Genomic DNA, 13,956 nt, shown 5'->3' with positions numbered 1-13,956 from the left:
TCAGCCCTTGTACAGCGCGTCCAGCCGCGCGCCGTACACGTCCTTCAGCACGTGGCGGCGGATCTTCATCGACGGGGTCAGCTGCTCGTTGTCGATCGCGAACGGCGCGTCCGCGATAACGATGCGGCGGACCTTCTCGATCACCGACAGGTCCTTGTTGACCCGATCGACCGCCGCCATCAGCGCCGCCTTGAACATCGGGTTGTCCGACAGCGCCGCGAAATCGCACTTATAGTCGTTGGCGATCGCCCATTCCGTGCTCCATTCGGGATCGGGCACGATCAGCCCGACCAGATAGGGCCGGCGGTCGCCATAGACCATCGCCTGCAGGATTTCCGGCTGCAGGGTCAGCATGCCCTCGACCTTCTGGGGCGAGACATTGTCGCCCTTGTCGTTGACGATCAGGTCCTTCTTGCGGTCGGTGATGACGATCCGGCCCTTCTGGTCGAGATGGCCGATATCCCCGGTATGCAGCCAGCCGTCCTTCAGCGCGCGCGCGGTTTCGGCCGCATTGTGCCAATAGCCGTGCATCACCAGCTCGCCGCGGACCAGGATTTCGCCATCGTCGGCGATGCGCACTTCGGTCTCGGCGAGCGGCGGCCCCACCGTGTCCATCTTGAGCCCTGCGCTCGGGCGGTTGCACGAAATCACCGGCCCCGCCTCGGTCTGGCCATAGCCTTGCAGCAGCGTGAGCCCGAGAGAGTGGAAGAACACGCCGATTTCCGGATTGAGCGGCGCGCCGCCCGAGACCATCGCCTTCATCCGTCCGCCGAAGCGCTGGCGGATCTTGGGACGGAAAATGCGCTCGAGGAGCAGATCGGCGGGCTTGTCCCAGGCGCGCAGGCCGCCGGCGAGCTGCTTCGCGCCCAGCGCTTCTGCGCGGCGCAACAGTCCTGGCGCGATGCCGCCCTGCTTCTCGATGTTCTTGACGATCCGCGCCCGCAGCACTTCGAACAGGCGGGGAACCACGACCATGATCGTGGGCCGCGTCTCCTCGATATTGCTGGCGAGCTTGTCGAGCCCCTCCGCATAGTAGATCTGCGCGCCCAGCCCGATCGGGAAATGCTGGCCGCCGGTATGCTCATAGGCATGGCTCAAGGGCAGGAACGACAGGAACACCTCGTCGTCCCAGCCGAAATCCTCGGCGATCACGCGGATGCAGCCGTTCACATTGTGCAGGATCGCGCCGTGATGCTGCGGCACGCCGCGCGGGGCGCCGCCGGTCCCGCTCGTGTAGATGATGCAGGCGATGTCCTCGCGCGCGAAGTCGGCGCCCGCCTCGACGGTGGCGAGATCGGCTTCGGTTGCGACCAGGGACGACCAGTCGTGGAATGCGATCGTCCCCGCCTGCTGGATGCGCAGCGGCTCCATCGCTATCACGTGCCGCGCGTCGTTCGATCGCAGCACCGCCGGCAGCAGGGTCCGGGCGAGCTTTTCGGTCGAGACGATCACGGCGGCCGCGCCGCTATTCTCCAGGATATGGAGGTGATCGCGTTCGGTGTTGGTGATGTAGGTCGGCACGGTCACGCAGCCCGCAGCCATGATGCCCAGGTCTGCGATGCACCATTCGGGGCGGTTTTCGGAGACCAGCATCACCCGGTCGCCGCGCTTCAGCCCGAGCCGCTTCAGTCCTTCCGCGACAGCGGCGACCTGCCGGGCCGTCTCCGCCCAGCTGATCGGCTGCCATTCGGCCTCCACCTTGCGCCACAGGAACGGCTTGTCGCCGCCCTGGCGCGCGCGCGTGAAGAACATCGTCACCAGGTTTGGGAAACGTTCGAACTGGCGCATTCTCTCTCCCGCTTCTAGTTTTTGGCGCGCCTCATTCCGGCGGGCGCGCTTCGGTCCTGCGGCGGATGACAGTCACGTGACCGTCTTCGTCGATCGCGACACCCTCGCTGCGCGGATCGGCCGCACCGACCCACTTGCCACCGACCCACTCGATCGCGTTGGCCTTGAGGCCGAGCGGCACGACCCGAACGCGGCCGCCGAGCTGCCGGAGGGCCGGCTCCATATCCTCCGCCTGTGTTCCTTTCTCCAGATAAGCGACCGGTCCCGGCGCGAAGATCAGGCCCAGGCCGATCGCGTCCTGCGCGCTCATCTTCCAGTCGACCACCGCAATGATCGCCTTTGCAACCTGGGCGATGATCGTCGGACCGCCCGCCGCGCCCAGCGCGAGCCGGACGTGCCCGGAGGGGTCGTAGACGATCGTGGGCGCCATCGAGCTGCGCGGCCGTTTGCCGCCCTCGACGCGGTTCGCGACCAGATAGCCGTCCTTCTTCGGCATGATGTCGAAGTCGGTCAGCTCGTTGTTGAGCATGATGCCGTCGACCGACAGGCCCGATCCGAACACGCTCTCGATTGTCGTCGTGACCTCGACGACGTTGCCGGCCCGGTCCACCGCGACCAGGTCGGTCGTTCCGGGCACTTCGCTGGCTGGCACGCGGATGCGCTTCGGCGCACCGGGCGGGACGCCGGGCTCGATCCGGTCCAGGCTCTTGTCGGGCGAGATCAGCGCCGAACGGCTGGCGAGATAGGCCGGGTCGAGCAGGCCCTTGATCGGAACCTGCACGTAATCCGGATCGCCGGTGTACATGTCGCGATCGGCATAGGCGAGGCGCGAGGACTCGGCGAACAGGTGCCAGGCGACCGGGTTCGCGACCCCCAGCTTCGCCATGTCGAAGCGCTCCAGCTGTTTCAGGATCATCAGCACCGTGATGCCGCCTGACGAAGGCGGTCCCATGCTGCAGATGCGGTAGGTGCGATACGTACTGCAGAGCGGCGGCCGCTCCTTCGCTTCGTAGCTGGCGAGGTCGCCGGTCGTCATTTGCGACGGATTGCGCGCCGCACCGTTCACCGTCGCGACCAGCTTCGCGGCCTGAGGCCCCACATAGAACGAGTCCGGCCCCAGCCGTGCGATGCGCTCGAACAAGGCTGCCTGCTCCGGATTGCGCACGGTCGTGCCCGCAGGCAGGATCTTGCCGTCGGGACCGAGGAAGAGGCGCGCCGCGCCCGGATCCAGCTTTCGTGTCGCACCACCGGCCACCTGCGCGAACCGTGCAGAGAGCTGCCATCCATCGCGCGCGGTGCGGATCGCCGGCTCAAACAAGGTGGCCCAGGGCAGCTTGCCCGATTTCGCGTGCGCGAGCGCCATGGCCCTGAGCGCACCCGGCACGCCGACGCTGCGGCCTCCCGGAATCGCCTCTCCGTGACTGAGCGGTTTGCCGTCCGGGCCGTAGAACCACTCCGGTCCCGCCGCATGCGGCGCAGCCTCGCGGCCGTCGATCGTCGTGACTTTCCCCGTCTTCGCGTCATGACTGACGAAGAAGGAGCCGCCGCCGATGCCGGAACTTTGCGGCTCGACCACGTTCAGAACCAGCATGGTCGCGATCGCCGCGTCGGTCGCGGTTCCACCCTTTTTCAGCATCTCGACGCCAGCCGCGGCGGCCCGTGGATCAGCTGCGGAAACCATCCCCTGGGCCGCCAGTGATTGGGGCAGGACGACCAGGAGAAGAGCGAGGAAAAAGCGTGTCATGGCGCGCGACCCTAGTGAGCGGTATCAATTGGGCAAGTGCGACTTCACGCCGGCCCCATAGCCTCCGCGACAGAGACGAAGCCGTCGCGCCGCATCCGGTTCGCCACCCCGCGCGCGATCCGCCGCGCGAGGCCGGGGCCTTCATAGACCAAGGCCGAATAGAGCTGGACCAGCGACGCGCCTGCGCGGATTCGCGCATAGGCCTCGTCGGCACTGTCGATGCCCCCCGCGGAGATCAGCGGCAGCGCACCGCCAGTCGCGGAGCGAAAATCGTGCAGCCGCTCGCGGGCCAGCGCTGCCAGTGGAGCGCCGGACAGGCCCCCCGTCTCTGCGGCGCACGCGGACCTGAGCGGCGGACGCGACACGGTCGTGTTTGCGACGATCAGGGCCGCGACACCGCCGTCGATCGCGACGCGGGCGATCGGGTCGATCTCGTCCCGCTCCAGGTCCGGCGCGACTTTCAGGAACACGGGCTTCGGCGCCGCCAGCGCGCCCATGACGCCATGCAGCAGCTCCTTGAGCGCCGTGGCGCTTTGGAGCGCGCGCAGTCCCGGCGTGTTCGGGGAACTGATGTTGATCGTCAGATAGTCGGCAACCTCGGCCATCGCCCGCGCACCGGTCGCATAGTCCGCGATGCGGTCGGCGGAATCCTTGTTCGCGCCGATGTTCACGCCGATCGGTCCCGCCCGGTGCCGGAGCTTTCTCAGGCGCGAGAGTGCATCCACTTGGCCGCCATTGTTGAATCCCATCCGGTTGATGACGGCGTGGTCCTCGGTCAGCCGGAACAGGCGTGGGCGCGGATTGCCGGCCTGGGGCAGCGGCGTCAGCGTTCCTACCTCGACGAACCCAAAGCCGAAGCCAAGCATCTGCGCCGGTACTTCGGCATCCTTGTCGAACCCGGCGGCGAGTCCGACCGGGTTGGTAAAATGCAGCCCTGCCACTTTGGACGTGAGGACCGGGTCCGCCTCTGGCGTCCCGAGCGGCGGCAGGTGCTTCAGCGTGGCGATGGTCAACCGGTGCGCCTGCTCGGCATCGAGGGCGTGAATCAGCGGGCGGAACAGCGGATAAAGCGGCACGCTTGCGCGATAGCACGTGCAGGCGCACTGGAAAGCCTGAGCATCGGCCTCTAGGGAAGACAAAATGCCGAGCCGTGAGGGGGACAAGCCGATGAGTGAAGGTGCGAACGTTCAATTCTCGGAACGCGAAGCGCTGTTGTTTCACTCGGCCGGCCGACCCGGCAAGATCGAGATCGTCGCCTCCAAGCCGATGGCCACCCAGCGCGATCTGAGCCTCGCTTACTCGCCGGGGGTCGCCGTCCCCGTACGCGCGATCGCCGAGGATCCGGCCACTGCCTACGATTATACCGCCAAGGGAAATCTGGTCGCGGTGATCTCGAACGGCACGGCGATCCTGGGCCTCGGCAATCTGGGCGCGCTCGCCTCCAAGCCGGTGATGGAAGGCAAGGCGGTGCTGTTCAAGCGCTTCGCCGATGTCGATTCGATCGACCTCGAGGTCGCGACCGAGGACGCGGAAGCCTTCATCAACGCCGTCGCCCTGCTCGAACCGAGCTTCGGCGGCATCAATCTCGAGGACATCGCCGCGCCGGCCTGCTTCATCATCGAGCAGGCGCTTAAGGAGCGGATGAAGATCCCGGTCATGCACGACGATCAGCACGGCACCGCGATCATCACCGCGGCCGGGCTGATCAACGCCTGCTATCTGACCGGGCGCGACCTGAAGGACGTGAAGGTGGTCGTGAACGGCGCGGGCGCCGCGGCGATCGCCTGCACGGCGCTGATCAAGGCGATGGGCGTGCGCCACGATCATGTGATCATGTGCGACCGCAAGGGCGTGATCTACCAGGGCCGCACCGAAAGCATGGACCAGTGGAAGTCCGCACACGCGGCGAAGACCGATCGGCGCACGCTCGCCGAAGCGCTGGAGGGCGCCGATATTTTCCTGGGCCTTTCGGCCGCCGGCGCGCTGAAGCCCGAAATGGTGATGGCGATGGCGCCCAAGCCGATCATCTTCGCGATGGCCAATCCCGATCCCGAAATCACTCCGCCCGAGGCCAAGGCCGCGCGGCCCGACGCAATCGTCGCCACCGGCCGGTCGGATTATCCGAACCAGGTCAACAACGTGCTCGGCTTTCCGTTCATCTTCCGCGGGGCGCTCGACGTGCGGGCGACCGCGATCAACGACGAGATGAAGATCGCCGCTGCCCAGGCACTGGCCGAATTGGCGCGGGAGGCCGTGCCGGAGGAAGTCGCGGCGGCCTATGGCGGCAAGGCGCACAGCTTCGGCGCCGACTATATCATTCCCGCCCCATTCGATCCGCGGCTGATGGAGGTCGTTCCCGCCGCGGTCGCCAAGGCCGCTATGGATTCGGGCGTTGCGACCCGGCCTATCCTGGACCTCGACAGCTATCGGCAGGCGCTGAAGGGGCGGCTGAACCCGACCACGTCGGTGTTGACGCTCGCCTATGAAGCCGCGCGCGCGAACCCGAAGCGCGTGCTGTTCGCGGAAGGCGAGGAGGAAGTCGTGCTGCGCGCGGCGATCCAGTTCCGCGACGGCGGTTACGGCATCCCCGTGCTGGTCGGCCGCGACGACGTTTACGACCGGCTGAAGGCGCTGGGCGTCGACGATCCGCAGTCGTTCGAGGTGCACAACAGCCGTAACTCGCCGCTCGTGCCGCAGATGGTCGATCGGCTTTACGAGCGGCTGCAGCGCCGCGGCTATCTGCGCCGCGAATGCGAGCGGATGGTCAATCAGGAGCGGAACATCTTCGGTTCGCTGCTGCTGGATCTCGGCGAGGTCGACGCGATGATTACCGGCGTCACCCGCACCTATGCGCAGTCGATGCGCGAGCTTCGCCGCGTGCTCGATCCGGTCGAGGGCACGATCCCGTTCGGGATTCACGTGCTCGTCGGCCAGACCCATACCGTCTTCATGGCCGACACCACCGTGAACGAGCGGCCCTCGGCGTCCGAACTCGCCGACATCGCCGAACAGACGGCGGCTGTCGCGCGCCGGATGGGGCAGGAGCCGCGAGTCGCCTTCCTGAGCTATTCGACGTTCGGCAATCCGGCCGGCGATTTCCTCGACAATATCCGCGGCGCGGTCGCACTGCTCGATCAGCGCGGCGTCAGCTTCGAATATGAAGGCGAGATGTCGCCCGACGTCGCGCTGAACCCGCGCGTGATGGCCAGCTATCCGTTCAGCCGCCTGTCCGGGCCAGCCAACGTGCTGGTGATGCCGGGCCTCCAGTCGGCCAACATCTCCGCCAAGCTGCTACGCGAGCTCGGCGGCGATTCGGTGATCGGGCCGATGCTGGTCGGCATGGCGAAGCCGGTCCAGGTGGCGACGATGGCGAGTCGCGCGACGGAGCTGGTGACGCTGGCAGTGCTCGCCGCGAGCGGAATCGCGCGGTGACTGAAACACCTCTCCCATAAGGAGAGGGGATCAACCGCCCGTGTTGTCGCTCGGGCCCGTGCCGCCGGGCAAAGTGCCGACGCGGCCGATATTGCCGAACAGATCCTCGAAGAAGCCGTGCTTGCGGCCAAGCGTCGGCGTCTTGTCCTTGATCGGATCGATGCGCGCGACTCGCTCGAGGCCCGTCTGCTCGACCTGCGTGACGTTGCCGGCATCATCGAAGCGGACGTGGAGCACCGTTTCGTCGGTCGGCTTCGGCAATCCGAAGGCGAGCTGCTTCGTCTGGCGCGAGACATAATACCAGTCATTGTCGGTGAACTGGCCGGTGAAGCTGGGCAGCCCCAGCACCTTCTGCACCGACTGTTTGTTGTCGATGCCGGGCTGGACCGTCGCCACCAATTGTTTGTCGACCAGATATCCCTGGTGTCCGACGATGCGCGTGCAACCGGTCGACAGGACCATCGCGCCTGCAAGCGCGGCGCCGGTAATCACGCGCCGCTTCAACGAACTCATTCGACTCTCCCGGACGCCAGACGAGCATTGCGCTCGCCGTCCGCCGCCTCAATATGCTTCGCAAGGCGCGGGCACAAGCGCGTGCGCCTCGGAGTCCCATGTCCTTCATCGACCGGCTGTTCGGCCGACCCAATGCAAACGAAGCGGTGCGGCCGCTTTATAACGAAGTGGTGGCGCAGGGCCGCGCGCCGCACTGGTACCGCGAAGGCGGCGTGCCCGACACGATCGACGGGCGGTTCGAGATGATCGCCGCGATCCTGGCGCTGGTGATCGCACGGCTGGAGCTGGAAGCGGAGCAACGGCAGAATGTCGCCTGGCTGGTCGAGCTGTTCGTCCACGACATGGACAGCCAGCTGCGCGAGATCGGCGTTGGCGACATGGTCGTCGGCAAGCATGTCGGCAAGATGATGGGCGCGCTGGGCGGGCGAATCGGTGCCTATCGCGAAGGGCTGCGTGCCGGCGAGTTCGAGGCGGCGCTGGTGCGCAACCTGTATCGCGGGGTCGAGCCGCCGGCCGCCGCCCTCGAGCACACCGCCGAGCGACTGCGCGCCCTCTACCTTGGCCTGCATGCGGCACCGGCCGAGTCGATCGTCGCCGGGATGTTGCCGTGACCCCGGAGTTCTCTCGCACCGTCGACGCGGACACGATTTCCGAAGCGCCGCGGCAGGTCGAGATTTCGGCCGACGAGGCCGAGCGCCGGCGGCTTGCGGGCCGGTTCGGGCTGAAGGCGATCGACAGCCTGTCGGCCGACGTGCGGCTGGTTCGGCGCGCCGGCATCCTCCACGCCGACGGGCATGTCCGGGCCGATGTGGTGCAAAGCTGCGTCGTGACCGACGAGCCGCTGCCGGCCCATGTCGACGCGCCCTTCAATGTGCGTTTCGTGCCGGATGCCTATGCGCACGCGGCCGACGAGGAGCTGGAGCTGAGCGCTGAGGATTGCGACACGTTGCCCCTCGAAGGCGGTCGGATCGACCTGGGCGAGCTGGCCGCGGAAACGCTGGCGCTGGCGCTCGATCCGTTTCCGCGCTCCGCAAGGGCCGATGCCGCATTGCAGGAGGCCGGAATGGGCGGCGAGGCCGACATGGGGCCGTTCGCCGCGCTGAGAGCGCTCAAGGAGCGGATGCAGAAGGACGATTAGGCGCGGGTGCTGCGCTTCCGCTGCACGTCCGGCCGCGGCCTTGCGACCGTCCAGCCATAGGAGCGTTGCCGCGCCATCACCACCGGGTCGATCCCCAGCCGCTTGTAAAGCCGCCGCCGCTCGGCGGGGGTGAGCTGGCCCGGAGGGCCGGGGGGCTCGGCACGCCGCTTGCGGCCCGCCAGCAGCCAGATCGCCGCCCACATGCTGATCGCAAACAGGGCAGTGATGACGATTCCGGCCATGGGGTCTCTCGCAAGCAAACGACTGCCTGTGAGACGCCCGAATCGGGCCTGCTGTTCCGCGGTTGACCGTCTTAGAAGGGGACGTCGTCGTCCAGATCGCTGTCGAACGGGCTTGGGCCGCCGCGGCCGCCTCCGCCGGCGCCGCCGCTGCTGCCGCGACCGCCGCCGAAACCGCCCGACGGAGTCTGGCCGCCGCCGCCGAAATTGCCGCGATCCTGGCTGCCCCAGTCGCCACCGCCCGAACCGCCGCCTTCACGGCCGCCGAGCAGCACCAGCTCGCCGCGGAAGCGCTGCAGCACCACCTCGGTCGTGTATTTGTCCTGGCCGTTCTGGTCGGTCCATTTGCGGGTCTGCAGCTGGCCTTCCAGATAGACGCTGGAGCCCTTGCGCAGATACTGCTTGGCGACGCGGCCGAGATTTTCGTTGAAGATCACGACGCGGTGCCACTCGGTCTTTTCCTGTTGGTTGCCGTCGCGGTCCTTCCAGCGCTCGCTGGTGGCGACGTTGAAGTTCACCACCTCGCCGCCGCTGTTCATCGCCCGCGATTCCGGATCGGCGCCGAGATTGCCGACCAGAATCACCTTGTTCACGCTGCCTGCCACGTCCTGCTCCTGACTGGGGTTCGGAGTTCTTTAGAGGCCGAGCGCGGTTGCGGTCCAGTAGGTGAGGCCGGCCGCGACATAGGCCACCGCAAAAAGATAGGCGACCATGAAGCCGGGCCATTTCCAGCCGTTGGTCTCCCGCCTGGTGACGGCGATCGTTGAGATGCACTGCGGCGCGAACACGAACCAGGCGAGGAAGGCGAGCGCGGTCGGCAGCGGCCAGGCAGCACCGAGGCGGGTCTCGAGCTGCTGGCTGGCGGCCGCATCGCCATTGGCGTCGATCGCGTAGACGGTCGCGATCGCCGACACCGCCACTTCGCGCGCCGCCATCGCCGGGATCAGGGCGAGGGCGATGTCGTGGTTGAAGCCGATCGGTCTGACCACCGTCTCGACGCCGCTCGCGATGCGTCCGGCAACTGAATATTCGCTTTGCTTTACTCCCGCCGGCGCCTGCGGGAAGGATGCGAGCGCCCAGAGCAGCACGGTCGTGAACAGGATGATGGTGCCGGCGCGCTTCAGGAAGATCTGTGCGCGGGTGACAAGGCCCAGCGCCACGTCCTGCCAGCGCGGCCATTGATATTTGGGCATTTCCATCATGAAGCCCGAGCCGCGGCCTTTGGTGACCGTCCGGCGCAGCACCAGGGCAGCAACGAACGCGCCGCTGACGCCGGCGATGTAGAGGCAGAACAGCACCAGCCCCTGCAGCCCGACGCCGGGAACCACCGCGCGCTCTGGAATGAAGGCGGAGATGATCAGCGTGTAGACCGGAAGCCGCGCCGAGCAGGTCATCAGCGGCGCGATCAGGATCGTCGTCAGCCGGTCCTTCGGATCGTCGATCGTGCGCGTCGCCATGATGCCCGGCACCGCGCAGGCGAAGGACGAGAGGAGCGGGATGAACGCACGGCCCGACAGGCCCACGCGCGCCATCATGCGGTCCATCAGGAACGCGGCGCGAACCATGTAGCCGCTCGCCTCCAGGATCAGGATGAACAGGAACAGGATCAGGATCTGGGGCAGAAAGACGACGACCGCGCCGACGCCGGCGATCACGCCTTCGACCAGCAACGAACGGACAAAGCCTGCCGGCAGCGTCGCGCTGATCCATCCTCCGAGCGCGTCGAATTGCGCCTGCAGCCAATCGGCGGGCACCTGGCTCCAGCTGAACACCGCCTGGAACATCACGAACAGCAGGCCGGCCAGGATCAGCGGCCCGAACACCGGGTGCAGCGCGATGCCGTCGAGCGAATGAGTGATGCGCCGCGCCGGGCTTTCCGACACGATCGCCTTGACGGCGAGCGCGCGCGCGCGGCGCTGCACGGTCGCCAGATCCTCATGGACAAAGCCGTGCCCGGCACGCAGCTTCAGCGTGCCGTCGCCGACCGCTTCGGCAAGCGCAGCCTTCAGCTCCTCGAGCCCGCGGCGGCGCACTGCGACCGTTTCGATCACCGGCACGCCAAGTTCTCTGGCGAGCACGGCGGTGTCGATCTCCAGCCCGTCGCGCTTGGCAAGATCGATCATGTTCAGGGCGATCACGATCGGCAGGCCAAGGCCGATCAGCTGCATCGCAAAGCGCAGATGGTTGTCCAGATTCGACGCGTCGAGCACCACGATCAGCGCGGCGGGCAGGCGTTCGCCGGCCTGCTGGCCCAGGATCACGTCGCGGGTCACCGCCTCGTCGGGGCTGGCGGGCTCGAGGCTATAGGCGCCGGGCAGGTCGACCAGCTCGACCGGGCGGCCATCCTGAAGCGCGAACCGGCCGGAATGGCGCTCAACGGTGACGCCGGGATAATTGCCGACCTTCTGGCGCGCGCCGGTCAATGCGTTGAACAGCGAGGACTTGCCGGCATTGGGATTGCCGACCAGCGCGACCAGCGGCGCGGGGTTCATGCGAGCGCGACGCGGATCGCGCTTGCCTGGGCGCGGCGAATCGCAACCGTCATGCGGCCGACGCGAAAGGCGATCGGATCGCGGCTGAAGAAGCTGCCGCTGTGCAGGGCCTCGATCGCCACGCCCTCGTCGAAGCCGAGCTCGCGCAGCCGCTTTGCCTCGGCCTCGCCGAGCGACGACCAGTCGATCTCGCTGATGTGCGCGGCCTTGCGCAGCGGAAGGTCACTGAGACGCATGAGCCTTCAATAAGCTTGCTGCGATTGATTATCAATAACGCTAAATAGCGGGATAGCGCAGCCGGCCGATGAACCGGGAGAGGCTGGGCCGATGCTCGGCGCGGGCCTTGAAATCCGCCTTGAAGCGCTCGAACCGCATGACGTTCTCGATCCGGCGCTCAAGGAATGCACGGGTGTCGCTCAGGTCCGCCGTTTCATCGTCGAGCAGCGCGAGCACGGTCGAGGCGTAGACCGCGCCCAGCGTGACGCGCTTGGTATAGTGATTAAAGTCGGTCGCCTTGTCGCCGGCCAGCTGCCACATCAGGTCGACCGCCCGCCAGCCCATCCGTGCCGCCCTGGACGCGTTTTGCGGCATCGCCAGAATCGCGAGCGCGCGCCGCAGCGCTTCGCGATCGGGCGCGACAATCGCTATCCGTGCCCAGACCAGCTCCGTGATCCGTTCGCGGATTTTCATCGCGGCGAGCGTCTCGGCCGGAAGCTTCTCGGCCATGCGGTGATCGATCGATCGAAACCAGGCGTCGATCATCTGGACCGCGCCGTCCTTGAAGGCGAGGCGGGCAATGTCCGGATCGACCCCGGCCTGCCCGGCCGCGAGCGTCACCGCCTCCGGGCTCCAGCCGTCAAAGGCGGCGTGGGCAGGCAGCAGCGGCGCGAGATGGGCGCGCACTTCGTCAAGGGTCGGATCGGCGTGCAGATCGGCCATGGGTCTCATCTAGGCCTTCCAGTCGCCGGGGCCAAGCCTGTCCCGAGCGACGCCGCGGCCGTCGAACGGGGCGGTGACAGGATTCGCCGCCCATGCTAATCGTTTCGCGCCATCAACGACATAAGAGGGGCTCGTCATGGCTAAATTCTTTGCCAACCTGAAAGCAGTCATCGCCGTCAGCGTCGTGTTGCTCGTCATCGTCATGTTCGTCCTGCACCGCGACAAGATGGTCGGCGATTATTGGCGAAGCTTTTTCCTGTTCCTGCATGTGCTGGGCGGGATCATGTGGATCGGCCTGCTCTATTATTTCAACTTCGTGCAGACGCCGATCATGCCGAGGGTGCCGGCAGAGCTGAAGCCGGGCGTTTCCAAATATATCGCGCCGGAAGCTTTGTTCTGGTTCCGCTGGGGAGCGATCTGGACGCTGGTCACCGGCCTGATCGTCGCGGGCACGCCCTGGCCGGGGCGCGATCCCTACGTCGCCGAGGCATTGACGTTCCAGCCGCCCTATCGCGTGATCGGCACCGGCATGTGGCTGGCGATCATCATGGCCGCCAATGTCTGGTTCGTGATCTGGCCCAACCAGAAGCGCGTGCTCGGCCTGGTCGCCGCTGATGACGCAAGCAAGGCGCGCTCCGCCACGATCGGGCTGATCGCATCGCGGACCAACACCCTGCTGTCGATCCCGATGCTCTATTGCATGGTGACGCAGGCCTATCTGGCCGTGTGATCCTGGGCGGCCGGCGGCGCAGAGATCGCCGCTGGTCGCCGTACGGCGACGATTGCGGCCGCAACCAGGGCAGCGCCGATCCAGTCGGCCGCGGCCAGCTCTTCGCCATATCCGATCCAGCCGATCGCCGCCGCAATGGCTGGCTGCAGCAGGAAGGTCAATCCGGTCACCAGCGGCCGGACATGGCCCATCGCGTAGACGAGAAGTCCCTGCCCGATCAGCTGGCTGACCAATGCGAGCGCGATCAGCGGGCCCCAGGCATCGGGCCAGATCCGCTCGCCTAGACCCCAGGCGAAGATCAGCAGCGGCAGGACGCCGAAAACCGTCGAGAGCGCGAGCACCGGCCAGGGCTGCAGCCGCCCGCGGGCACGGTCGATCGCGATCAGGTAGAAAGTGTAGAGGATGCCCGCGAGCAGGCACAGCAGGTCGCCGACCAGGTTCTGCGGCGACAGTTCATAAGAGCGGCCCATCATCAGTCCGGCACCCAGCGCGGCGAGCAACAGCGCCAGCGCCTGCCCCCGCGACGGCCAGGCCCGCGCGACCACGAACCCGTAGAGCGGGAACATCAGGCTGGCGCAATTGCCGATCAGCGTCGCGTTGGCGAGCTTGGTCTTGAGGATGCCCAGATGCCAGGTGCCGAGGTCGCCTGCGAAAAAGATGCCGGCCAGCACGACCGTCACCCACATCGCCGGAGCGAGGCGGCCGATCGGCTGGCGGGTCACGCGTGTCATCAACAACAGCAACGGCGCGGCGAGCAGAAGCCGCCAGAACGCGGCGGCAACCGGCCCGATATGCGCGTCGGTGCTCGCCATGCGCACGAACAGCGGGCCGAATGCCAGAGCGACATTGCCGGCCAGCAACGCCACGAACGCGAGGCTGCTTTCGCCGGCAAAACTTTTTTTTGAATGAGCGGACCCGTGCATGCGGCCCCTTAGTCTCCT

At 66.9% G+C, this 13,956-nt stretch carries 14 protein-coding genes; 4 read left to right on the top strand and 10 right to left on the bottom strand.

Going from position 1 to position 13,956, the window contains the following annotated elements; genetic code table 11:
* The 3 genes from SCH01S_RS10935 to SCH01S_RS10925 are packed head-to-tail and all read right to left on the bottom strand — an operon-like array spanning position 1 to position 4,608.
* A complete protein-coding gene (locus SCH01S_RS10935; protein ID WP_046348843.1) occupies positions 1-1,788 on the bottom strand; it encodes an AMP-dependent synthetase/ligase in 1,788 nt (595 codons plus the stop codon).
* A 31-nt stretch (positions 1,789-1,819) separates the two neighbouring features.
* Positions 1,820-3,532, bottom strand: a complete 1,713-nt coding sequence (gene ggt, locus SCH01S_RS10930; RefSeq protein WP_046348842.1) for a gamma-glutamyltransferase — start codon at positions 3,530-3,532, stop codon at positions 1,820-1,822.
* Between the two features lie 44 nt (positions 3,533-3,576).
* Positions 3,577-4,608, bottom strand: a complete 1,032-nt coding sequence (locus SCH01S_RS10925; protein ID WP_046348841.1) for a quinone-dependent dihydroorotate dehydrogenase — start codon at positions 4,606-4,608, stop codon at positions 3,577-3,579.
* Between the two features lie 91 nt (positions 4,609-4,699).
* Between SCH01S_RS10925 and SCH01S_RS10920 the strand changes: the two genes are divergently transcribed.
* The gene (locus SCH01S_RS10920; protein WP_046348901.1) at positions 4,700-6,964 is read left to right on the top strand and encodes an NADP-dependent malic enzyme; all 2,265 of its coding nucleotides are present in this window, start codon (positions 4,700-4,702) and stop codon (positions 6,962-6,964) included.
* A gap of 30 nt (positions 6,965-6,994) precedes the next feature.
* Here SCH01S_RS10920 and SCH01S_RS10915 read toward each other — a convergent pair whose 3' ends face one another.
* Positions 6,995-7,477 carry an outer membrane protein assembly factor BamE gene (locus SCH01S_RS10915; RefSeq protein WP_046348840.1) on the bottom strand — a complete coding sequence of 161 codons (483 nt, stop codon included), beginning with the start codon at positions 7,475-7,477 and terminating at the stop codon, positions 6,995-6,997.
* Positions 7,478-7,575: 98 nt separating this feature from the next.
* Here SCH01S_RS10915 and SCH01S_RS10910 point away from each other — a divergent pair, with 98 nt between their 5' ends.
* Both SCH01S_RS10910 and SCH01S_RS10905 read left to right on the top strand, forming a co-directional pair.
* On the top strand, positions 7,576-8,088 hold the full coding sequence (locus SCH01S_RS10910) for a ubiquinol-cytochrome C chaperone family protein (RefSeq protein WP_046348839.1): 513 nt from the start codon (positions 7,576-7,578) through the stop codon (positions 8,086-8,088).
* Positions 8,085-8,615 carry a YceD family protein gene (locus SCH01S_RS10905; RefSeq protein WP_046348838.1) on the top strand — a complete coding sequence of 177 codons (531 nt, stop codon included), beginning with the start codon at positions 8,085-8,087 and terminating at the stop codon, positions 8,613-8,615. Before SCH01S_RS10910 ends, SCH01S_RS10905 begins: the two co-directional genes overlap by 4 nt.
* Here SCH01S_RS10905 and SCH01S_RS10900 read toward each other — a convergent pair.
* From SCH01S_RS10900 to SCH01S_RS10880, 5 genes are all read right to left on the bottom strand, one after another.
* Positions 8,612-8,857, bottom strand: coding sequence for a hypothetical protein (locus SCH01S_RS10900; RefSeq protein ID WP_046348837.1), 246 nt, complete (start codon positions 8,855-8,857; stop codon positions 8,612-8,614). The genes SCH01S_RS10905 and SCH01S_RS10900 overlap by 4 nt on opposite strands.
* A 71-nt stretch (positions 8,858-8,928) precedes the next feature.
* On the bottom strand, positions 8,929-9,459 hold the full coding sequence (gene ssb, locus SCH01S_RS10895; protein ID WP_046348836.1) for a single-stranded DNA-binding protein: 531 nt from the start codon (positions 9,457-9,459) through the stop codon (positions 8,929-8,931).
* A 30-nt stretch (positions 9,460-9,489) separates the two neighbouring features.
* Complete coding sequence (gene feoB, locus SCH01S_RS10890) at positions 9,490-11,346, bottom strand: ferrous iron transporter B (RefSeq protein WP_046348835.1); 1,857 nt, start codon at positions 11,344-11,346, stop codon at positions 9,490-9,492.
* The gene (locus SCH01S_RS10885; RefSeq protein ID WP_046348834.1) at positions 11,343-11,582 is read right to left on the bottom strand and encodes a FeoA family protein; all 240 of its coding nucleotides are present in this window, start codon (positions 11,580-11,582) and stop codon (positions 11,343-11,345) included. Before SCH01S_RS10885 ends, feoB begins: the two co-directional genes overlap by 4 nt.
* Before the next feature lie 40 nt (positions 11,583-11,622).
* On the bottom strand, positions 11,623-12,285 hold the full coding sequence (locus SCH01S_RS10880; protein ID WP_046348833.1) for a COQ9 family protein: 663 nt from the start codon (positions 12,283-12,285) through the stop codon (positions 11,623-11,625).
* A 136-nt stretch (positions 12,286-12,421) separates the two neighbouring features.
* Between SCH01S_RS10880 and SCH01S_RS10875 the strand changes: the two genes are divergently transcribed.
* Positions 12,422-13,015, top strand: a complete 594-nt coding sequence (locus SCH01S_RS10875; RefSeq protein ID WP_046348832.1) for a urate hydroxylase PuuD — start codon at positions 12,422-12,424, stop codon at positions 13,013-13,015.
* Here the strand turns inward: SCH01S_RS10875 and SCH01S_RS10870 are convergent.
* Entirely contained in the window at positions 13,000-13,938 is a 939-nt protein-coding gene (locus SCH01S_RS10870; RefSeq protein WP_046348831.1) for a DMT family transporter, read from the bottom strand. The two genes, SCH01S_RS10875 and SCH01S_RS10870, sit on opposite strands and share 16 nt — an antisense overlap.
* Positions 13,939-13,956: the final 18 nt, after the last annotated feature.

It is taken from the genome of Sphingomonas changbaiensis NBRC 104936, assembly GCF_000974765.1.
Lineage (GTDB): Bacteria > Pseudomonadota > Alphaproteobacteria > Sphingomonadales > Sphingomonadaceae > Sphingomonas_B > Sphingomonas_B changbaiensis.
Note: the sequence above shows the minus strand (reverse complement) of the source record. Positions and strands in the feature narration are given on the sequence as shown.